Origin of the sequence: Lonsdalea iberica, from assembly GCF_002111585.1 — a bacterium.
GTDB classification, from domain to species: Bacteria; Pseudomonadota; Gammaproteobacteria; order Enterobacterales; family Enterobacteriaceae; genus Lonsdalea; species Lonsdalea iberica.
In genome coordinates this window covers 14,674-36,880 of record NZ_LUTP01000002.1, presented here as the reverse complement: position 1 = coordinate 36,880, position 22,207 = coordinate 14,674, and the positions used below count along the sequence as shown (strand labels likewise).

The 22,207-nt window shown below is 53.2% G+C and carries 15 protein-coding genes and 1 pseudogene; 5 read left to right on the top strand and 11 right to left on the bottom strand.

Annotated elements, in window-relative coordinates; genetic code table 11:
• Nucleotides 1-191: 191 nt before the first annotated feature.
• From wcaJ to AU511_RS00910, 7 genes and pseudogenes are all read right to left on the bottom strand, one after another.
• The gene (gene wcaJ / locus AU511_RS00940) at nucleotides 192-1,601 is read right to left on the bottom strand and encodes an undecaprenyl-phosphate glucose phosphotransferase (protein ID WP_100052941.1); all 1,410 of its coding nucleotides are present in this window, start codon (nucleotides 1,599-1,601) and stop codon (nucleotides 192-194) included.
• Between the two features lie 37 nt (nucleotides 1,602-1,638).
• Nucleotides 1,639-2,793 (bottom strand): glycosyltransferase family 4 protein, encoded by a 1,155-nt coding sequence (locus AU511_RS00935; RefSeq protein WP_094108475.1) that lies wholly within the window; start codon nucleotides 2,791-2,793, stop codon nucleotides 1,639-1,641.
• Between the two features lie 28 nt (nucleotides 2,794-2,821).
• Nucleotides 2,822-3,886: a glycosyltransferase family 4 protein gene (locus AU511_RS00930; protein WP_094108474.1), complete on the bottom strand. Its 1,065-nt coding sequence runs from the start codon at nucleotides 3,884-3,886 to the stop codon at nucleotides 2,822-2,824.
• Nucleotides 3,887-3,928: 42 nt separating this feature from the next.
• Nucleotides 3,929-5,080, bottom strand: coding sequence for a hypothetical protein (locus tag AU511_RS00925; RefSeq protein WP_139823875.1), 1,152 nt, complete (start codon nucleotides 5,078-5,080; stop codon nucleotides 3,929-3,931).
• Nucleotides 5,081-5,232: 152 nt separating this feature from the next.
• Nucleotides 5,233-7,406: pseudogene (gene wzc / locus AU511_RS00920) on the bottom strand (tyrosine-protein kinase Wzc).
• Nucleotides 7,407-7,421: 15 nt separating this feature from the next.
• The gene (locus AU511_RS00915; RefSeq protein ID WP_094099702.1) at nucleotides 7,422-7,856 is read right to left on the bottom strand and encodes an arsenate reductase/protein-tyrosine-phosphatase family protein; all 435 of its coding nucleotides are present in this window, start codon (nucleotides 7,854-7,856) and stop codon (nucleotides 7,422-7,424) included.
• 13 nt (nucleotides 7,857-7,869) lie between these two features.
• On the bottom strand, nucleotides 7,870-9,006 hold the full coding sequence (locus AU511_RS00910) for a polysaccharide export protein (protein ID WP_094099701.1): 1,137 nt from the start codon (nucleotides 9,004-9,006) through the stop codon (nucleotides 7,870-7,872).
• An 861-nt stretch (nucleotides 9,007-9,867) separates the two neighbouring features.
• Between AU511_RS00910 and AU511_RS00905 the strand changes: the two genes are divergently transcribed.
• A complete protein-coding gene (locus AU511_RS00905; RefSeq protein ID WP_094099700.1) occupies nucleotides 9,868-11,448 on the top strand; it encodes a TerC family protein in 1,581 nt (526 codons plus the stop codon).
• Nucleotides 11,449-12,106: 658 nt separating this feature from the next.
• Here AU511_RS00905 and asmA read toward each other — a convergent pair.
• From asmA to apbC, 4 genes are all read right to left on the bottom strand, one after another.
• On the bottom strand, nucleotides 12,107-13,897 hold the full coding sequence (gene asmA, locus AU511_RS00900) for an outer membrane assembly protein AsmA (RefSeq protein ID WP_094108473.1): 1,791 nt from the start codon (nucleotides 13,895-13,897) through the stop codon (nucleotides 12,107-12,109).
• A gap of 48 nt (nucleotides 13,898-13,945) precedes the next feature.
• Nucleotides 13,946-14,527: a dCTP deaminase gene (gene dcd / locus AU511_RS00895; RefSeq protein ID WP_026740948.1), complete on the bottom strand. Its 582-nt coding sequence runs from the start codon at nucleotides 14,525-14,527 to the stop codon at nucleotides 13,946-13,948.
• Nucleotides 14,528-14,613: 86 nt separating this feature from the next.
• Nucleotides 14,614-15,255, bottom strand: coding sequence for a uridine kinase (udk, locus tag AU511_RS00890; protein WP_026740947.1), 642 nt, complete (start codon nucleotides 15,253-15,255; stop codon nucleotides 14,614-14,616).
• Between the two features lie 152 nt (nucleotides 15,256-15,407).
• The gene (gene apbC / locus AU511_RS00885) at nucleotides 15,408-16,517 is read right to left on the bottom strand and encodes an iron-sulfur cluster carrier protein ApbC (protein ID WP_094108472.1); all 1,110 of its coding nucleotides are present in this window, start codon (nucleotides 16,515-16,517) and stop codon (nucleotides 15,408-15,410) included.
• A gap of 226 nt (nucleotides 16,518-16,743) precedes the next feature.
• Here apbC and metG point away from each other — a divergent pair, with 226 nt between their 5' ends.
• From metG to AU511_RS00865, 4 genes are all read left to right on the top strand, one after another.
• A complete protein-coding gene (metG, locus tag AU511_RS00880) occupies nucleotides 16,744-18,774 on the top strand; it encodes a methionine--tRNA ligase (RefSeq protein ID WP_094108471.1) in 2,031 nt (676 codons plus the stop codon).
• Nucleotides 18,775-19,154: 380 nt separating this feature from the next.
• Complete coding sequence (locus AU511_RS00875; RefSeq protein ID WP_094108470.1) at nucleotides 19,155-19,580, top strand: VirK family protein; 426 nt, start codon at nucleotides 19,155-19,157, stop codon at nucleotides 19,578-19,580.
• 247 nt (nucleotides 19,581-19,827) lie between these two features.
• Nucleotides 19,828-20,901 carry a sugar ABC transporter substrate-binding protein gene (locus AU511_RS00870; RefSeq protein ID WP_094108469.1) on the top strand — a complete coding sequence of 358 codons (1,074 nt, stop codon included), beginning with the start codon at nucleotides 19,828-19,830 and terminating at the stop codon, nucleotides 20,899-20,901.
• 12 nt (nucleotides 20,902-20,913) lie between these two features.
• Complete coding sequence (locus AU511_RS00865) at nucleotides 20,914-22,164, top strand: LVIVD repeat-containing protein (protein ID WP_094108468.1); 1,251 nt, start codon at nucleotides 20,914-20,916, stop codon at nucleotides 22,162-22,164.
• Nucleotides 22,165-22,207: the final 43 nt, after the last annotated feature.

Sequence of the window (22,207 nt, the reverse complement as noted above, 5' to 3'; positions counted from 1 at the left end):
GAGCCATGTTAGGTGCTTGAATAACGCCAAACGTCTTGCCATCACGCCGTTGTCGGACAAAGCGATTACGTCTCCGTCCAGCAGGCGTGACCGGACAACAACAGCCGTGTCTCGCTGTCCGGCGCTGGCTTCTATGATTCGTTAACAGAGACAGATGACGGTGCGGTCACCGCCGCATCCGTTCGGTCTGATTAATAGGCTGATTTATTGACGAAGCCTTTAAAGATGGTCAGGAAGATGATTTTGATGTCCAGCCACAGCGTCCAGTTCTGGATGTAGCTAAGGTCGAACTCCACCCGTTTTTCCATCTTGTCGAGGGTCTCAGTTTCTCCACGCCAGCCGTTAATCTGGGCCCAGCCGGTGATACCGGGTTTCATCTTGTGGCGCAGCATGTAGCCCTTGATCAATTTCCGGTATTGCTCGTTGTGCGCCACGGCATGGGGACGAGGACCCACGATGGACATATCACCCAGGATGACGTTGAAGAACTGCGGCAGTTCATCCAGCGAGGTACGGCGTAAGAAAGCCCCCACCGGCGTGATACGCGCATCCCCTTTTGTGGCCTGAATTACCTTGTCGCCGTTTTCCATCACGCTCATGCTGCGGAATTTCCAGATCTCAATCGGTTTCCCATCGATGCCGTAGCGTTTCTGGCGGAAGATAACCGGTCCTGGCGAAGTGGCCTTCACGGTAATCGAAATCATGATCATCAGCGGTGAAATCAGCAATAGGATTATCGAAGCGATGATAATGTCTTCGATCCGCTTGATAAGGACGTTAAGACCACTCATCGGCGTATCGTAGAGGGAGATAACGGGGATTCCATTTATCATTTCACTGCGCGACTGCAACATGCTGAACATGAGAATGTCCGGGATCAGCAATACGGTGCAGGTGGTGTCCGAAAGCGCCTGCAAAATGGTGTCGATAAGCTCGGAGTCTTTCATCGGCAAAGCGATATAAACCTTGTCGATCTCGCCCCGCTTGGCGCTCTTGATCAGTTCATCCACGCCGCCGAGCTTTCTGACGTTGGCGGCTTCATAGGATTCCGCCAACGCGTCTTTTTCCGGCAGGTAGTAGCCGATCATGTTTAATCCCAGCCACGGCGCTCGGAGAATGCTTTCAATCATGTGCAGACCCGCCATCGAGTCGCCGATAATTACGACCCGGCGCGTGTTGTAACCAAGCTGACGCAGGTATCTGACCGCGATGCGAATTAACAGCCGCGACAAGATAAACGAAATCAGCGAAATACTGAGCCACAGCGCATGATAGTAAAAGCCGATAAACTTGGTGGGGAAAATAGACAGTATCCCGGCGCTGAAAATAACGCTCAGCACCCAGTTGCGCATCAATAGTTTAATTTCGCGCCGGAAACTTACGCCCCGCCATGAACGATAGAAATCCGTGATTCCCCCGAATAATTGAAAAATAGAAAGACTAATAAAGGCAAGCAACCAATGCTGAAGATCAATCTCACCGTTTACGAAAAAAGAGACAATAAATGTACTCAGCAATATGGTTACTATATCGGTAAAACGCTGCAACATGGATATCATGGAGGCGTTTGTATAGACGATGTTACCTGGTTCTTTTAACATCATTTTTCTCATATAGATTTAGTTTAATGAGTCAGTCTCAATAAATAATCTTTTTGCTCTCGTCAAAAAGCTCCCATTTATTTTTCACATAGTTATCAAATTCTAGCTGAAACCGGTTCACGGAAAACCGTAAGGCATTTTCCCGGCAATCCTCCGCAAGTAACTTCCCATCCAATTGTTCAAAATCGTTCACAGCCTGACACAGCGACGCCGCCGTTTGCTGTTCGAAAAACAGGCCTGTCGGTTTATCTACCCCTAACGGAAGCACGGTTTCTAACGCTCCGCCTTTTCCGAAAGCAATCACCGGCGTGCCACAAGCCTGAGCTTCAACGGGTGAAATACCAAAATCTTCCTCAGCCGCGAAAACAAACGCTTTCGCTCGCTGCATATAGTCAATGAGGGCGGCATCGCTCTGATAACCCAACAGTTCGATATTCGGTTTCGCCAGAGCTTTGATTTTTTCCATATCGGAACCGTCGCCAATCACCAGCAATTTCTTGTCTGGCATCTTTGCAAACGCTTCCACGATCAGATCAACTTTTTTATAAGGAACCAGTCGGGACGCCGTTAAATAGAATTCCTCTTTCTTATCTGAAAACTCGAAGCTTGAAATATCAACCGGCGGATAAATCACATCAGCTTCACGGCGGTAGATTTTATTTATTCTTCTGGCGATAAATTGAGAGTTCGCCACAAAGTGGTCTACGCCGTTGGCAGTACGGTAATCCCAAAGCCGCAGCTTGTGCAATAGGACTTTGGCGATAAAACCTTTCATCCCTTTATTCAATCCGGTTTCTTTAAGATATTGGTGCTGTAAATCCCAGGCGTAGCGCATAGGTGAATGCACATAACTAATATGTAATTGATCTGGCCCGGTAATAACCCCTTTCGCCACCGCATGGCTACTGGATAAAACGACGTCATAACCCGACACGTCTAATTGCTCAATCGCCAACGGCATAAAAGGCAGATATTTCTGATAGCTTTTTTTGGCCTTCGGAAACTTTTGAATAAAAGTGGTCGTCGCCTTTTTATTCGCAATTAACTCACGGCTTTTTTCATCAAAAAAATCGATGACTGAGTAAAGTTCTGCTTTGGGATAAACTGCCAGCATTTCTTTAAGCACTTTCTCCGCGCCTGCATAAGTTACCAGCCAGTCCGTCACGATCCCTACTTTGTAGTTATCTGACATATTCATCTCCCTAAAAATAAAAAAATAATCAGCGTTTAACTAAAACGCCATCAATAATATGACTGAGTTGTTCTGCGGATTTATTCCAGGAGAATCTTTCTATATTTTCATATCCCTTTTGAATAAGAGAACTCCTCAAATCAGGATCAGAAATCACCGAAGTGATTTTTTCACCCATATCCTCAATATTCAGCGGTGAAAAAAACGACGCGCTGTCGCCTAACACTTCCGGCATTGACGCTGCGTTGGAGGAAATCACCGGACAGCCGCACGCCTGAGCTTCCAGCGGGGGGATGCCGAAGCCTTCATACAACGATGGGAAGATAAAGGCTGTAGCGTTGCGATAGAGCGCCAGCAAATCGTCATCGCTGACGCGGCCGACAAATTTAATACGGCTTTGGTCGAGTTCTTGCAGATAATTCTGTTTTTTAAAGCTCCCTGAGCCGCCCCCCACCACTTTCAGCGTAATATCTTTATTGTCTAGCTGGCTGAATGCTTCGATCAGACTATGGAAGTTTTTGTGATAATTCGGAGACGATACAGCCAACAAATAGGCATCATGGCCAGCACCCGCGCTCACGTTATCCTTGCCGCTAAATTTGCCGCTGACCGCATTGTAAACCACCGCGATTTTATGAGGATCGACATGATAATATTTCCCCAACTCCAGCTTGGAAAATTCGCTGACGGTAATTAGCTTATGCGAATTTTTGATCATCAGCGGAACTAAGGTGTTATACAACAGCCTGAATTTCTTGGAGTAGCTCTGCGGATAGCGTTTATAAGTGACATCATGATGCGTCACAATTTTGTTTTTATAAAACACCGGCGCGGTGCTGCACAAATTAATTAGCAAAGGCGAACCGTTCCGCCTGAGATAGTGGGGGAGATCGTATTGCTCCCAGATATGGCCGCTGTTTTTACCGATGATTTTGACGTTGAGCTGTTTAGCGACATCCTGTCTCGCTATATTGCGCGGTGACAAGAACACGACATCATCTCTCATTGTATTCAGAGACAGGCTCAGTTCTTCTGCAAAGCGCTGCACCCCGGTAATATCTTGAGTCAGAAACCTGGCATTAACGAAAATCACATAATCACCTTGATTGTCTGGTTGGCGTTATCGATATCATCCCTAACGATATTGTTTGTTCGTGATGATGTAGTAGTACGTGAGGATAATGAAGCTATCGACGGTGAAGAGCGTGACGGTCTGCGTGAAACAGATCAGGATCCCCATGTCGTAGCTATCCAGCTTCAATAAGACGGAAGCCAGGAATATCGTCACCAGTCCGAAGAGCCCCATTTCCACCAAAATGCCCGACAGGCCAATATTGGGTTTTAATCCTTTAGGCTCGAAGAAACCGATGATCGGCTGGCTACTGTTGAAGCACTGATACTCCCTGTCACAACCAAACAGCAGGTTCGGCAGCTTCATATCCGTTAATAAATAGGACGGCGAAAAACGGTGAGCGAAAGATTCATGATCGTAAAAGTAATCCGGCGATCCCACATTCAGGTAGTTAGCCAGGCACACGGACAGAAATATGAACGCCATAATCGTGATGTTGACGGGGATTTTTCGAATGTAGTGCCGCAGCAAATACAGGAACAGGAAGATAAACAACACCAGAGAGACTTTGGACAGGCTGAACATAAAGGCCAGGATAAAAATCAGTATCTCTTTTTTCGTCAGCTTTTTATCTCGAGCCCTGATGATGAAGGTAATCAGCAAAAGCGATACGAAAAAACCTGCCTCTCGGGATAACCCCGACATACGCGGCAGAAAGAACACGACATATTGGTTGGTGTATGTTTCCGTCGCGTAGGCTCCCCACAGAAGGGTCGATATTGCGCTGGGGCCGAGCATGGCGGAATACTCTTGCCCAAACTGAAAGGCGATAAATTGCAGCACGCACCACAGCGCCGAAAAAATCAGGCAGACGAAAATCTTATCAACGATCGGCCGACCCACTTTGATCAAGTAAATCACGCCAAGGCAAATAGCGGTGCCTTTAACCGCGATATCAATTCGTCCAAGCAGCAGACTAAAGCTCAGAAAGAGCAGAATGAACAGCGTGGGTTTTAAATTGACCTTTTTAAGTAACGCGAGGAAGTGAAAATCCAAAAACACCAGCGGCAGCCATAGGTATACGGTCATGTCGCTGATATAGGGGTTCAACGGGGTAGCGACAAACAAGGCAGCGATCAGCCAACGCAATGTCGATGTCAGAGCACCTTCCCTAGATTTCACTACCGGGGCGTTACTTTCGATTGCTATAGACATTAGCGGGTACGCTCTAAATAAAATGAACTACAGATAGGTGGATGGCAGGCGTCAGACGACCCTATCGCGGAAATGCGGCCTGGAAGCCCTTGGGGACGAAACTTCCAGGCCATTCGACGTCGAATACACGCTCAGCGCTGAATCAGTGGTCGTTACTTATCCGACTTATATTCATACGCGTAGTAGTGGTAACTGCCATCTCCGTAGTAGCTGGCCGCGCGTTTTACGACGGCATTCAAGATCACGCCTTTGATGTCTGCGCCATTCTGTTCGAAGCGACGGATGCTGACTTCGATCTCTTTCGGCGTATTCACCAGGAAGCGAGCCACCAGCAGCGACGTACCTACCTGACGGCTGATGATCGCCGCGTCGGTTACGGCCAGGATTGGCGGCGTATCCAGCAACACGATGTCAAAGTTTTCGCTCGCCCACTCCAGGAAACGGGAGAAGTTGTTGTGCATCAACAGTTCCGACGGGTTCGGCGGGATCTGCCCCCGCGGAATAAAGCTCAGATTTTCCTGCACCGTCTGCCGCACCGTGGTTTCGGCGGAGAGCTGTCCAGACAAAATGTCCGACAAACCCTTGTCACCGCTCGTCCCCATCAATTGGTGGGCATAGCCTTTACGCATATCACAGTCCACCACCAGAACGCGCTGACCGGACTGGGCGACGACGGCACCCAGGTTGGCGCTGATGAAAGACTTGCCGATCCCGGGGCTAGCGCCGGAAATCATCAGCACATTATTTTTCGCTTCCATCATGGCGAAGTGCAGGCTGGTGCGCAGACTCCGGATCGCTTCAATAGCCAGGTCGGTCGGATTGCCCATCGCCAACAGGGCGGGAACCATTGGGCTACCCCGTTTATGTCTGACAGCCGTTTCGCGATCTTTCTTCTGCTGCCATTCAGACAGCGGCACGCTGGCGTATACGTTGACGCCCTGCTCTTCCAACTGTTCAGGGTTTTCGATCCCTTTATGCAGTACGGTTTTAAGCACGACGAAAGCGACGGACACCATGCCGCCGAGGATGATAGACAGCAACACCATCAGCGATTTCTTCGGTTTTACCGGACTCATTTCCACCATCGCAGAGTCGATGATTCGCACGTTGCCGACGGTGCTGGCCTTGTTGATGCTCAGCTCCTGCTGTTTATTCATCAGTTGGACATAGACTTCCTGACCGACGTTGACGTCACGCGTCAACCGCAGAATTTCCTGTTGGGTCTTCGGCATGCTGTTGACGCGTTTGTTCAGTTTATCCCGCTCGTCTTCCAGCGTTTTGCGTTTTTCCATCAGGCGCGGTACGCCGGATGCTCCTTGGTATAGAGCTTCGAAATTTCCGCCTCTTTGAAGGTCAGCTCGTTCAACTGAGACTCGACGCCCACAATCGTATCCAGTACGGATTTCGCTTCCAGCGAGAGGTCCACAGAATCATTCTGTTGGCGGAACAAATTCAGCTTGTTCTCCGCCTCATCCAACGAGGTCCGCACGATGGGTAACTGACCTTTCAAAAATTCCAGACTTTTCGCCGCTTCCGCCGATTTGCGTTCCACGTTCTGTTGCAGATAATTATTGGCGATGCTGTCCAGAATCTTTTGCGTCTTCTCCGGATTAACGCCTTCCAACGTTAACGATAATACGCCGGTATCTTTGCCTTTATCCGCCACCGCCATCGCATTGAGCGTTTTATTAATCGCCGTCAGCTCATCCAGCTTGCGCACGTTAAATTCCGTTCCTTCCGGCGCCTCGATATCACTCACCAGAATAGAAACCCTATCGCGACTTTCCAGCTGCCCGACTTTCCCCGTAATATCAACGCGGCCGTCACTGTCGGTCAGGCGATAACGTCCGCCCTCTAAAACTTCCAACGTCAGCATCTTGTTCATTAATATGCCGGGAACTTGCAGGCGGGAAATAGCGATATTTCCGGATGTCTGATTAAGAATCCGCGCAATGCCTTTACCGATGCCCGGAAAATACTTCTGCTCCACTTCCGTGTCCAAAGATAAATCTTGAACGGTTTTTCCAATCACCATCCGGGATTTGATTAATTCAATCTCGGCGGCAGATTGCGGTTTGGCGTCCGGCAACATGCTGGAGACATCTTTTAAGAGGCTGTCCCCCGCATCCTGCTCCACCTGAATTAACGCGTCCGCGCGATAAATAGGCGTCGCCATTAATACATAGAGAATGCCGAGAACAGTAAAAATGGTGGTGACGCTGATAATAAGCCAGCGGTTATCCAGCATTGTTCCCAGTAAACGGCCCAAATCGACATCGTCTGATTTATCAATTTCAGATGTTTTCACGGCAATTTTCTCTGACATCTTAATCCCTGCTGGTTAACGGCTCAGTGCCTGCACCCATTGATGGGCAGACTGTTCTAATTGGGTGTATACCATTTCAAATGTTTCACGACTTCTACGGTAGGGGTCGTCTATTTCCTGCTGGTTCAGCCAATGGCCGAACAGCATGGTTTTCCCTCTTACTTCCGGCGCAAGGCGGCCGACAGCATCGATATGACCCTTCTCCATCACCAGAATCAGGTCAAACTGACGGCACAGTGCGCCCGTGAGCTGCCGAGCGCTATGGCCCTCCAGCGACACACCGTGCTGGGCCGCGACTTCATTTGCCGTTCTGTCGGCGGGGTTGCCGACCAACGCCCCCAACCCCGCTGAAGCCACGGTCTTTCCCGGCAGGGCATGCTTCAACAGCCGCTCTCCGGTAGGAGAGCGACAGATGTTGCCGACACAAACCACGAGAATGGAATCGAACATCGTTCCCTCACTCCTACGGCCAGTTTCGGATACGCAATGAACCTTCGCTGAGGTCGTTGAAGCCACCAATCGTCGGCACCAACTGTGTGATCAGACGATTCCAGCGAGCCACCGGCGCGGTCGTCACATATACCACGTCATAAGGCTGCAATTTGAATTCCGATCCCATGACCAAGGAGGTCGCATCCGAGGTGTTCAACTGGTAGATGTTCGCCAGCTTCGGTCCCTGGGTTCCATGCAACGGACGGATAACGAACACCCCGGTCGCGTCGGCAAAGGATTGATTCATCCCTTCCGCATTGCCCAAGGCTTCGGTCAGCGTCATGCCGCTGCGGTCCATTTTTAGCGTGGTCTGTTTATTCACTTCGCCCATCACAAAGATTTTCAAATCGTCATCACGCGGGATAAACAGTATGTCGCCTGGATACAACAATCGGTTCTGGGACAGGTCGCCATTTTGCATCAACGCCTGCAGCGAAATCCGTTCGTCTTTCCCGTTATGGGTCAGGATCAGGTTCCGCCAGTCGGCGTTGGTCGTCAGGCCGCCCGCGCTATTGATGGCGTCAAGAATAGTCAACGGCACATTGGTAATCGCCTGCTGACCGGACTTGGAAACTTCGCCCGTCACGTAGGCTTTCTGCGAGCGGAATGCCGCGATACTGACTTCAACCTGTGGCGATTCAATGTACTGCGCCAGTCGGCGCATGATTTCGCTGCGAACCTCGCTCACCGTCTTACCTGCGACTTTCACCTTGCCGATATAGGGATAGAAAATGGTGCCGTCAGAGTGGACCCAGTTGCCGGTATCGCTGGCGCTGCGGTACGTCCCTGCTGGGGTCGTCAGTTCAGGATGATCCCAGACCGTCACCATCAGGACATCGCCCACGCCTATGCGGTATTCGTAACTCTGCAGCTCTTGCTCCAGGTGCGGGTTCGCCTGTGCAACCACAGGTTTGGTCCGAAGACGGTCAATTAATGAAGGGGTAATGGGGTATACGTTCACCAGTTTGCTGATATTGAAATCGTCATCCGGTTGCTCCACCACTTCTTTATCGGAGATCGAGAGGTGCGAACCCGGAATAACCGTACACCCTCCCAGTAATATCGTCGAAACAAGCAGCGGAACCAATCTCATTTTTAGGTTTATCATCCTGTTATGCCATCGCTTTTCAATAATGGAAGTAAAGGGCGCACCAGTTATAAGGAAAAACTTTCATGTTTGTGAAATAAGTAAGTTTTATGAGTATTGTGGTTGGAAAATATCAGATTACGGTATATTTCCGCCCAAAACATCACTTTCCTTCTTTGTATCATCAATTGTGTTCCCACTCCGTTCATTAACCCTAATAAGGTTGTGCTTGTTAGTGACTCTCGATGAAGAGACGCACATTCCCGATTCGAACAAAACATGAGAACATTTGAATGACACCCCTTAAAAAGTAATTAAAGTTACCAACGAAAATTAATTAACTCGTCGCTTTCGCGTACGCTACCGCCCTTGGCTTGCAGCAACCAATCCGCTAAAAACAGTTCATTTTTTAAGGCAAACATGAATTCTGTGTGCTATCTGGAAAATCAATAGGAAAATTACCCAAAATTAGACTTCGAACCATGAATAAATACCCCTTATTCACGCTCCGAAGCATAGGGAAAAATAATTCCTAATGACAAGGTGAATATCAACGACAAAGCCATTTTCGGATAATGGCCATAACGCCCCTCGTTATTTTTGACAGCCCCTCCTAATTCGATTCAAAAACACGATATTAAGTCCGTGTTTAGGCTTGAAAGAGACGGGCTTATTAGCCATAACTAAATAAATCCTTAAATAATATTTATTACCGGAAGATAGCACCTTCGGTTTTTCTTTCCCCTAGGTATATTCCTATAACCACGTCTCATACGCGTGAGGGAGCTGCCCGCAAAGGCACAATGTCTGGTGGCATGGGGAGTGTCCTGATAACCTATCCGGTTATTAAATGCATGATGTTAAAAGAGGTAATCTCCTATTATGGAATGGATGGTCGATCCAACAATCTGGGCCGGTCTGGCCACATTAGTGGTGCTGGAGCTAGTGTTGGGCATTGATAATCTGGTGTTCATCGCAATTCTTGCTGAAAAACTGCCTGAAAAATTAAGGGATCGCGCACGGGTCGTCGGCTTGTCATTAGCGCTGCTGATGCGGTTCGTCTTGCTCTCTTCCCTCTCCTGGCTGGTCACGTTAACCTCGCCGTTGTTCTCCATGCTGGGACAGGAATTCAGCGCGCGGGATCTTATCGTGCTGATCGGCGGCCTGTTCCTGCTCTTCAAAGGAACGATGGAGCTCAACGAACGGCTTGAAGGCAAGGACGAGAATCAGCAGAATCAGCGCAAAGGCGCGCGCTTCTGGCCTGTGGTCGCGCAAATTGTGGTACTGGACGCTATCTTCTCACTGGATTCGGTGATCACCGCCGTCGGTATGACCGATCATTTATTGGTCATGATGGCCGCAGTGACCATCGCCATCGGCCTGATGCTGCTGGCCAGTAAGCCGCTTACCCGGTTCGTCAGCGCCCACCCCACCATCGTTATCCTGTGTCTGAGTTTCCTTTTGATGATCGGGTTTAGCCTGGTGGCGGAAGCGTTCGGCTATAACATCCCCAAAGGCTACCTCTACGCGGCCATCGGCTTCTCCGTCATGATAGAAATGCTGAATCAGGTAGCGATGTTTAACCGACGCCGTTTCCTCTCCTCCGCCATGCCGCTTCGTCAGCGCACGGCCGAAGCCGTACTCAAACTCCTGCGCGGCGAGCAGGAAGACGGCGATAGAGAAACCACGACAAACGCCGATAGCACCGATGCCGACAATCAGCAGGTCTTCAACCAGCAAGAACAGCGGATGATTGAGCGCGTACTCGGGATGTCTCAACGCTCTGTCGGCAGCATCATGACTTCCCGTCATGATATCGACAACATCGATATCAACACCGCCCCTGAAAACCTCCCTGCCCTGATGGAAAAAAATTCGCATACCCGTCTGGTCGTGACCGACAGCAATGTGTCGGATGAACCGCTCGGCGTCGTTCATGTGATTGAGCTGCTGCGCCAGCAGCTCAACAGTCAGCCGCTGGATCTGCGGGCGCTGATCCGCCAGCCGCTGGTCTTTCCGGAACAGCTCTCGCTGCTGTCCGCGCTGGAGCAATTCCGCGCAGCGCATACGCATTTCGCGTTTATCGTGGATGAATTCGGCTCGGTCGAGGGTATCGTGACCCTGAGCGACGTCATGGAGACCATTGCAGGCAACCTGCCGCTCGAAGGGGAAGAGCTGGACGCTCGCCACGATATTCAGATGAACGAAGACGGTACGCTCATCGCCAATGGCTATCTGCCAGTCGAAGATTTACTGATGTATGTTCCGCTGAAGCTGGAAGAAAAGCGCGAGTTCCACACGCTGGCGGGCCTGCTGATGGAACATACGCAGAAAATACCGGCAGAAGGCGACGAGGTGCGTATTGATAACGTGTTGTTCCGTGTAATGTCCGTCGAAAGCCATCGCATTATCAAGGTGCTGGTGATCCCTCAGAACGACGATGAAATGGAATACGAAGTCTGATCGGAGCCTCAGCCCGCGTCGCTCATCGAGCGGCGCGCTCCCTTAGCGCTCATACTTCCCATGACGCTCCCCCAACCTATTCCTCCAGCGACAGGACAAGCAGGTCGCCCACGATCTACATCAACCGTCCAGCAAAAATCCCTCCGCATGTCGTAGCGCCCCCCATGTTGCTACATTGCCTTTACGCCACTCGCGAATGAGAAATCAACCGTATGCCAGCCAAACTATCCGGATTTGTTGCGGACAAATTCGGTATAACGCGCGCAATCCCACTTCTGCTCCTATGATATTTATCTGAAACAAATCGACGTGTAGAGGGCGGCCCGCCCTACGCTTATCGCTCTTCCGATATCTGAAGCCAGGCGTTTGCACCGCTGCGGCAGCTCGCCAGGCGTGATTAACGATGCGACGACCGTCACATTGCTATCGGGGAGCCAACAGGAAGACACTGCGCTGATGCCCACGACCCATTCTTCCGAGGATATGAAGCCCTGGCGGCGGCGGAAGATCTGTCCGGATGCGACGGCGTGAAAGGAAAAGCATAGCAGAGGCGTTGCATGCGGATAGCCGTGCGCTATCTGCAACGTTCGTTATCTGGGTGATAAAAGCGAGCGGGAAAACGAGGAGGCCACGCCGTCATCGGCTGGCCTCGCGCGCATTAGTTAGCCTGATTCTTCTTCGTCCAGTCGTTGATCTGTTGCTTCAGTTCATCTTGCAGCCGCTTACGCAACATCTGATCGATCGGCAACTGATAGTTCAGGTTGTTGAAGGGACCATACAGTCGGAAAGGAATCCGGGTATTTTTCAACAGTTGGACCACGCGATCATCGCCCTGCCAACCATCGACCACCTGCACACTAAGGTTGATATCGCAGCGCTGTGCAGGCAAATCCAGCACCCCTTCCCCGCCAACCGCCAGAATCTGCGAACGCCCATCCAAGTTGTACATCCGCAGTTTCCCGGCATTCAGGCGGGCCTGACCGGTGATCTGCTGCATCTCGGTGTAATGCTCGTCGCCGCTTTGTCCTCGAACCCCGTTGCTGTTGCGTTCCACTGCCTGCTGGATCATCCGCGGAATATTCAGCCCATACAGCCGCAGGCTGCTCGCCTGTAGCGCCGCGTTGCCCTGCCATTGAGACAACATTGCCGACACGGTCAGGCTGTCTCCGCTAAATTTACCCTTCATGGTAAAGGAGCCGCTCAGCGTTTCCGGCAGCGTCAGCACCCGCATCAGATCGGATAACTCGATATTCTCCAGTTCAGGTTGCGTGTTGATGGCCGGCGAGGCATCGATATCCAGCGTGCCCGGCAGTGAGAAACGGCCTTCGCCTACTCGGCCGCTCAACTCGGCTATCGTCACTTTGCCCCGCTGGTTGACGCCGCGCAGGCTAAACTGACTCATTTTGACACCGTGGAAGATCAAAGCATCGGCTTGTAAGGCGATATGCGAGGTGTAATTGCGCAGCCCGTTATTCGACTGCCACAGCGGGATATCGTTGGAGATGACCGGTTTCACGGCAGGCGCTTTTTCCGCGCTGACGTTATCGTCCTCGCTTGTGGCCAGTCCCAGCAACGTGTCCAGATCCAGCTGTTCCGAACGCAGGTCGAGCGTGTAATCAGGTACGCTACCCGAGGTGAAGGCCGCGGTTCCGCTTAACTGGCTTTGGTTGGCGCTTAGGGCAAACTGACTGACGGTAATCTTTTCCGGCTGACGCTGATAAGCCGCCTGCATAGAACCGCTGCCGGTGATACCGCTTGCGGGCAGTCCGGCGCCTTGTAGCTGATAATCTAAATGATCGATACGGGCGCTAACGCGTTGGGGAAACTCACGCATGTCCAGCACGGACGAGCCAGAGAGGGAAAGATCGCGCTGGTCGCGGTTGATGCGGGTGGAAAGCGTCACCTGCGCTTCATTCGGCCCGCCGCGCATCATTCGCAGGTTGATGTCACGCAAATTAAGCTGTTCGCCGTTCTGCTGCTGTAGGATCAACAGGCTGTCCGCCACCTCAATACGCCCGATATCAAAACGCCAGCCGCGGCCGATGTCAGGTTCGGACACCCCCGGCGGGGCAATCGGCTGATTGGTTTTTTTAGGCTGACTTTCCGGGGTAAGCCGAAGCACCGCCCCTTTCAGCATCACCTGCTTCACTTCCAGCCGATGGGACAGCAAAGGCCAAAGCTTAACGTCCAGACGCATATTTTCGGCGCTGACGATCGGCGCCTGCGCACCCGGCGCGCTTAGCGACATGCCCCCGGACAAGATACTTAGCTGCGGCCAGACATGCCAGCGCAGATCGCCGTCCAGCGTCAGTTGATAGCCGCTTCTGGCCGCCACCTGGCGGGTCATGTAGCCGCGAAAATCATTCGGGTTGATGAGCACGACCAACGCACTCATACCAGCGGCCAGAACCACTAGCAGAATAACCAGCGTGGTAAAGAGTCTTTTCATGCCATCCTCATTGATATTCGGGCTGCACCGGGCGGCGGCGTCTGTAGCTTAGTCTTCGTCGATTCGGCTGGCCACCGCGCCCTGCTGATCTTTGTACTTGGCATCCTGACGTCGGTTATAAGGCCGAGCCGCCGGGCCTGACAGCGGTTCGAAGCTGAGCGCGCCGATCATCATGCCGGGTCGCAGCGCCAGCGGCAGCTTCCCTGAATTATAGAACTCCAGCACAATCCGCCCTTGCCAGCCTGGGTCGATGCGGTGTGCGGTCACATGCACCATCAGCCCCAGCCGCGCCAGCGAAGAGCGGCCGTCCAGCCAGCCGACCAGATTGTCCGGCAGCGTCACCGACTCCAACGTCACCGCCAGCGCCAGCTCTCCCGGATGCAGGAAAAAGGCTTCGCCTTCCGGCAGATTGATTTCGTCGCTCATCACGCGATCGAGCGCCGCGCTGACTTCGTCTTTCGGCCCGCTCAGATCGATATAAGCGGCGGTATGACCGCGGAAGACGCGGAACTGATTTCCCAGACGCACATCGACCGTCGCGCCGCTGATACGTTCGACGGGGGGACGTGGCGTAATCACCAGCCGGCCGTCATCCAGCCAGTTTTCAATGTCGCGATCGCACAGTCTCATCATTTTCTCCGCTCAGGATTTAGACAGGTAATTTCGCTGCCGTCGGCGCTGAGTCACCAAGGGCGGCAGCGCCTGCACGCAACTATTTATTCAAAGAACTGACTGATTTTCGCCTTCAGAATATCGATGGCGATGCGGTTTTTACCGCCGCGCGGAACGATGATGTCCGCATATTGTTTAGACGGTTCAATGAATTGTAAAAACATCGGACGTACGGTTTTCTGATACTGCGCCATCACGGAATCCATCGAACGACCGCGGTCGTTGACGTCGCGACGCATACGGCGCAGTAAACAAATATCCAGCGGCGTATCGACAAAGATGGAAAAGTTGAGTTCGCCCCTCAGGCGGGCATCGGTCAGCAACAGAATGCCTTCCAGAATAATGACTTTCTTTGGTTCGAGACGCTTCGTTTCTTCCAGGCGGGTGTGCTCCACGTAACTGTATTGAGGCAGCGCGATTTCCTCACCGCACTTCAGCATTCTCAGATGCTGTAACAGCAAATTGTGGTCCATGGCGCTGGGATGGTCATAGTTGGTTTTCACCCGCTCTTCCATCGTCAGATGGGTTTGATCCTTGTAATAGCAGTCTTCCGGAATGACACCAATATGTTCATCGCCCACCTGTTCACGCAACTCACGGTAAAGGGTACTGGCTATGAGACTTTTACCGGATGCTGAGGCTCCGGCAATCCCGATAATGACACACTGGTGAGACTTGTCAGTCATGGCAATAAAGACCTGGTTTACGAAAAATAAAAGAAGGGACACACCGCTAAGGGTGTCTGAACGCCGCAATTATAGGGAGTTAGCCGCTCGCACGCCAGCACTAAGCGGGAGGGGAGTTCGCGTCCGAGCAGGACGCGAACAGGAATGGAGCGTTATAACGCGCGAAACGCGATTTCCGTGGGGATCACTTCGCCTTGCCAATACAGCTGCGCGGCGACCCGCCCGGCCAGCTCGCGATAGAGCGAGGTAAACTCGCTGTCAGGCTGGCTCACCACGGTCGGTTCGCCGCGGTCCAGATCTTCACGCAAAGAAATGTGCAGAGGGAGTTGCCCCAGCAGCGCACAGTGATATTTGTCCGCCAGTTTTTGCGCGCCGCCCGTACCGAAAATAGGCTCCAGATGGCCGCAGTGGCTACAGATATGCACGCTCATATTTTCCACGATGCCCAGAACCGGCACTTTCACCTTCTCGAACATGGCGATGCCTTTCATCGCATCTACCAGCGCGATGTCCTGCGGCGTGGTGACGACCACCGCGCCGGTGACCGGCACGTTCTGCGCCAGCGTCAGCTGAATATCGCCCGTGCCGGGCGGCATATCCAGCACCAGATAGTCGAGGTCAGGCCACAGCGTATCTTGCAGCAGCTGCAACAGCGCCTTGCTGGCCATCGGGCCCCGCCACACCATCGCATTGTCGTCCGTCACCAGATAACCGATGGAGTTGGAGGCGATGCCGTGCGCTACGATCGGCGCCATGTGCTCGCCGTCCGGCGAAGTCGGTCGTTCATAAGTCGTCCCCAACATGGTGGGAATCGAAGGACCATAGATATCCGCATCGAGGATCCCTACGTTCGCCCCCTCCGCTGCCAGCGCCAGCGCCAGATTCACGGCGGTGCTGGACTTGCCGACGCCGCCTTTGCCGGAGCTAACCGCCACGATGTTTTTCACCCCTTTGATGCCGGGCTGATTGTTCGCTCGGCTCAACGTGGCCACCGCGTGCGTCAACCGCCACTCAACGCTTTTCGCGCCGGTGAGACGCAGCAGCGCATCGCTGACCGATTCCTTCAAGACCTCAAGGCCGCTCAGCCAGACAAACGGCATCACGAGTTCGATGTGCAGCACGTCATCCAGCAGTGCGCAGTGGTGCAGCGCGTTAAGCGCTATCAGATCTTTGTTCAATGTCGGGTGTTTAAAGGCGGCGAGAACGCGGCTCACCGTCTGGTGCAGCGCGTCAGGGCTGTGCCCGGGGAGGTTATCGTTCATCCCGGCTCCTTGAAATTTTGTCGTTAATCAGAACACGGCTTTAAGCATAACAGAACGCCGTGAACGGGCGTACCGGCATGGAACAAAGTCTTTTCAAGCGCCGCCCGACCGCCGTTTTTCGCGGGCTTACGCACATGAAGCCGCATCCAGAACAGGTTTACGCGTCGCGCCGCTATCGGTTAACATCGTGGCTCCTTCTCATTCAATAACAAGCAAGTTCCCCACTATGACTCAAGTCGCAAAAAAAATTCTGGTTACGTGCGCGCTGCCTTATGCCAACGGTCCTATCCACCTCGGCCACATGCTTGAACATGTTCAGGCGGATATCTGGGTTCGTTATCAGCGAATGCGCGGCAACCAGGTTAATTTCATCTGTGCGGATGACGCCCACGGTACGCCTATCATGCTGAAAGCTCAGCAGTTAGGGATCGCGCCGGAGGAGATGATTGCGGCTGTCAGTCAGGAGCATCAGCAGGATTTCTCCGGCTTCAACATCAGCTACGACAACTATCACTCCACGCACAGCGAAGAGAACCGCGAGCTGTCTACGCTGATTTATCGTCGCCTGAAAGAAAATGGTTACATCAAGAGCCGCACGATTTCCCAGTTGTTCGACCCGGAAAAAAGCATGTTCCTGCCGGACCGCTTTGTGAAGGGAACCTGCCCGAAATGTAAAGCGGCCGATCAGTATGGCGACAACTGCGAAGTGTGCGGCGCGACTTATACGCCGACCGAGCTGATCGAGCCGAAATCGGCGATTTCCGGCGCGACGCCGGTCATGCGCGACAGTGAACACTTCTTCTTTGATTTGCCCGCTTTCAGCGACATGCTGCAAGCCTGGACCCGTTCCGGCGCGCTGCAGGATCAGGTGGCGAACAAAATGCAGGAGTGGTTCGACTCCGGTCTGCAGCAGTGGGACATCAGCCGCGACGCGCCTTACTTCGGCTTCGAAGTGCCGGATGCGCCGGGTAAATATTTTTACGTCTGGCTGGATGCGCCGATCGGCTACATGGGTTCATTCAAGAACCTGTGCGACAAACGCGACGATCTGAATTTCGACGACTACTGGCGCAAAGACTCCGACGCCGACCTTTACCATTTCATCGGCAAAGATATCGTCTATTTCCACAGCCTGTTCTGGCCCGCGATGTTGGAAGGCAGCAACTTCCGCAAACCGACCAACCTGTTCGTCCACGGCTATGTGACGGTCAACGGGGCGAAGATGTCTAAATCTCGCGGCACCTTCATTAAAGCAGATACCTATTTGAAGCATCTGGACGCCGACTGCCTGCGTTATTACTATGCGGCCAAACTCTCTTCCCGCATCGACGATATCGACCTTAACCTGGAAGACTTCGTGCAGCGCGTAAATGCCGACATCGTCAATAAAGTGGTCAACCTGGCTTCACGTAACGCGGGCTTCATCAACAAGCGTTTCGACGGCAAACTGGCCGATACGCTGGCCGACCCGGCGCTGTACAAAACCTTTACCGACGCGGCCGACAGCATTGCCGACGCGTTCAGTAGCCGTGAGTCCGGCAAAGCCATTCGTGAAATCATGGCGCTGGCCGACTTGGCCAACCGCTACGTCGACGAACAGGCGCCATGGGTGGTGGCAAAGGAAGAAGGTCGCGACGCCGATCTGCACACAATTTGCTCCATGGGCATCAACCTGTTCCGCGTGTTGATGACCTACCTGAAACCGGTGCTGCCGTCACTGGCCGAACGTGCCGAGGCATTTTTGAACACGGATCTGCAGTGGGACGCGCTGGCTCAACCGCTGCTGGGCCATCAGGTTAATCCGTTCAAGGCACTGTTCAACCGCATCGATCCGAAAAATATCGCAGCGATGATTGAAGACTCCAAGCAGGATATCGCAGCCGCAGCAGCGCCGGCCAGCGGTCCGCTGGCGGATAATCCGATTCAGGACACCATTACCTTTAACGATTTTGACAAGGTCGATATGCGTATCGCGCTGATTCAGAAAGCGGAACTGGTGGAAGGTTCGGACAAGCTGCTGCGTCTGTCCTTGGATTTGGGTGGCGAAACGCGTCAGGTCTTCTCGGGGATCCGTGCAGCCTATCCGGACCCAAGCCAACTGGAAGGCCGCCTGACCATCATGGTCGCCAACCTCGCCCCGCGTAAAATGCGTTTCGGCATGTCCGAAGGCATGGTGATGGCGGCGGGCCCCGGTGGAAAAGATATCTTCCTGTTAAGCCCGGATAGCGGCGCACAGCCAGGTATGTTGGTAAAATAACGCCTGTCAGGCTGGGCTTCGGCCCAGCCTACTTTTATCTCCTTTCTATCTCCTTTCCTTCGATTTTCCCTTTCGCTGAAACACTCCCAGGACCTGCGTTCCCCCGCTGACCGCGGTGCTTTATCCCCTCAAACATCATGGCGGCTTTGGCCGGTCCACCATCGCTAATGACATTTATGTGACGCCTCTGGCGGATAAACGGCGATCGGAGAATTCCTGATTTATTTTTTCACTTAATCATAAAACCTTGTATTTAAATGTATTTTTTTAATTTCTTCAATCTAACGCTTTAAAGATACAGGACGCTGCCGCCAGATGCGGCTATGCTTTTTGAGCCAATCAGATTGGCAGGGATTTTACTCACATCACGGAGGACGTTTATGTCTCGCATGACCCCGCTGTTTTTAACCGTATCCTTACTCGCCGCGAGCGCCTGCGCAGCCAAACCGCTGACCAGCCAATCAACTATTATTAATGCGCTGAATCAGGGAAGCGAAGTGGCCGTCAATATCGACCTTTCGCAGTGTACGCCGCAGAATGGCGCCGTCGCCAGCCAGACCCGGGGCGGCCTGCGCATCCAGGCTTATCGTGTGACGGGAGACAGTACGCTGTCGTTCAGCGATGAACACTTTACGGTGGCGAACGACGGCAAACCTATTCAGCAATTTATGCGCTATCAGGTGCTGCCGGATAACACCGTCAACTTCACGACCTACATGTACGATCTGCCCAGTCTGCAACAGCGCGGCGCTACGCTGAGCTATCGCTGCAACGTCGGTCAGGGCGTTTCCTTCTTCGCTGAATAAGCGTCACTCATGCTCCCGCCGCGTTGAGCGGGAGCGCTCGTTTTCCCTCATCCCGCGCTCTGCTTTCCCGCCAATCCCTGCTCCCGGACGCGGCGAACGACCCGTTATAAGATAAAACCAAAAGACATAACGCGGGCTCTTTGCTCCTTTCACCGTTGTCGCTATGATGCTTCATCCAGACAAATAGACATCCAGACATAAAGATATCCATAAACTGGCAACACGATTTCCCACCTAGGAGCCCATGATGAAGAAATTTCACGCCGCACTCGTGGCATTAAGCATGACGATCGCGCTGCCTGCGTTGGCAGAAAATCCCCCGACTCTCGCGCCGCTGCCTGCCGCGCTAGCCAACCATAACGGTCCGGTGCGTATCGCCGTCATCCGTAATTTGGGCTCCGATGACAACACCACCCAGTTCGTTTCCGGCGTGCTGGAAGAAGGGAAAAAACTCGGCTTCAAAGTCAGCACGTTCTTAAGCAATGGCGACGACGCCCGCTTCCAGGACTTCGTCAATCAGGCCATCAGTCAGAAGTACGACGGCATTATTTTGTCTCAGGGGCGCGACCCGTACTCGACCGAGCTGCTGCAGCGCATCGTGGACAGCGGCATCAAGGTATCGGTGTTCGACACCGCAGTGAATCGGGAGATTCCCGGCGTAACCGTTACCCAACAGGATGACGCCTCGCTGACCAAAGCCTCTTTCGGTCAGTTGGTGAAAGATTTCAACGGCAAAGCCAATATCATCAAGCTTTGGGTCGCCGGGTTCCCACCGATGGAGCGTCGTCAGGCGGCCTACCAGCAGCTCCTGAAAGCTAATCCCGGCATTAAAGAGCTGGAATCCATCGGCGCCGTCTCCTCCGACGTGCAGGGCGATACCGCCAACAAAGTCGGCGCGGTATTGGCGAAATACCCGCGCGGGAAGATTGACGCTATTTGGGGCACCTGGGATGCCTTCAGTCAGGGCGCTTACAAAGCGCTGAAAGAGAACGGCCGGACGGAGATCAAACTCTACAGCATCGACATCTCCAATCAGGATCTGCAATTGATGCGTGAAGCTTCAAGCCCGTGGAAAGTCAGCGTCGCCGTGGACCCGAAACTGATCGGTAAAGTGAACCTGCGACTGGTCGCGAACAAAATCGCCGGCGAGCCGACGCCTGCCACTTACGAATTTACCGCCGCCACCATTCCGCAGGCGCTGCTGGCAAGCCAGACCGGTCCGGTTAACGTCGCCAGCCTCGGCAAGATTATTCCGGGCTGGGGCCAGACCGATGATTTCATCGCCCCGTGGTTTGCTACACTGGCCGCAAAAGCGAAATAACGGAGGCGAGTTATGGCATCAGCACCTTTGCCTACCCCCGATTACAGCCGCAATATGCGGCTAATCGGTCACAGCGATCAGGCCGGACGCTCTGATGGCGTACAGGTGATGGTTCATCGGGGCTACGCGTATATCGGCCATATGGTGTCGCAGGGCGTTTCCATCGTCGACGTTCGCGACCCCGTCAATCCCCGGACGGTAGGCTTTATCCCCGCGCCCCCCGGTACCTGGAATATCCATCTGCAAACGCACGACGATCTGTTATTGGTCGTCAACGCTCGCGATCTGTTCGCCGATGCGAATTTCGCCGAAGAAAAGGTGTATTACACCCGCTCCGTCGCCGAAACGGTGGATACACGGCAACAAGGCAATACCTGGAGCGCCGGTCTGCGCATCTTTGACATCTCCCGTCCGGATAAACCGCAAGAGATCGGCTTCCTGCCGCTGAACGGCATCGGCATCCACCGTATCTGGTACGTTGGCGGACGCTGGGCTTACGTGTCCGCTCTGCTGGAAGGCTACAGCGACTACATTTTCCTGACCCTCGATCTGGCCGATCCGCGGAAACCGGAAGTCGCAGGACGTTACTGGCTGCCGGGCATGCATACCGCCGGCGGCGAAACGCCTGACTGGCCGGACGGGAAACGCTACGCGCTGCATCACGCTATCGTGAGCGGCGATACGGCTTACGGCAGCTGGCGCGACGGCGGACTAACGCTGCTGGACGTCAGCGACCGCACGCAGCCGCAGCTGATTAGTCACCGGAACTGGAGTCCGCCTTTCGGCGGCGGCACGCACACTGCGCTGCCATTGCCAGATCGCGATTTACTCATCGTGCTAGACGAAGCGGTGCTGGACCATCAGGAAGACGGGGAAAAATTGATCTGGGTCTTTGATATTCGCGAACCGACCAACCCGATCAGCATCGCGACCTTTCCCCAGCCGAACGAAGTGGATTATGTGAAGAAAGGTGCGCATTTCGGGCCACATAATTTGCACGAGAACCGGCCAGGCAGCTTCATCAGCTCAACGCTGATCTTCGCGACTTATCAGAACGCGGGCGTGCGCGTTTACGATATCAGCAACCCCTATCGCCCCAAAGAGACCGGCGCGCTGGTGCCCGCCGCGCCAGAACAGATGATGGACAGACGTCCCGGACGTCCGCGCGTCATTCAGTCTTGCGACGTGTTTGTGGATGCGGAAGGGATGGTGTACAGCACCGACTATAACGCCGGGCTGTCGATTATTGAATATCGCGGGTAGTGCATAACCCCGGATCGGACGGCATCCGAACCGGGGTTTCTTT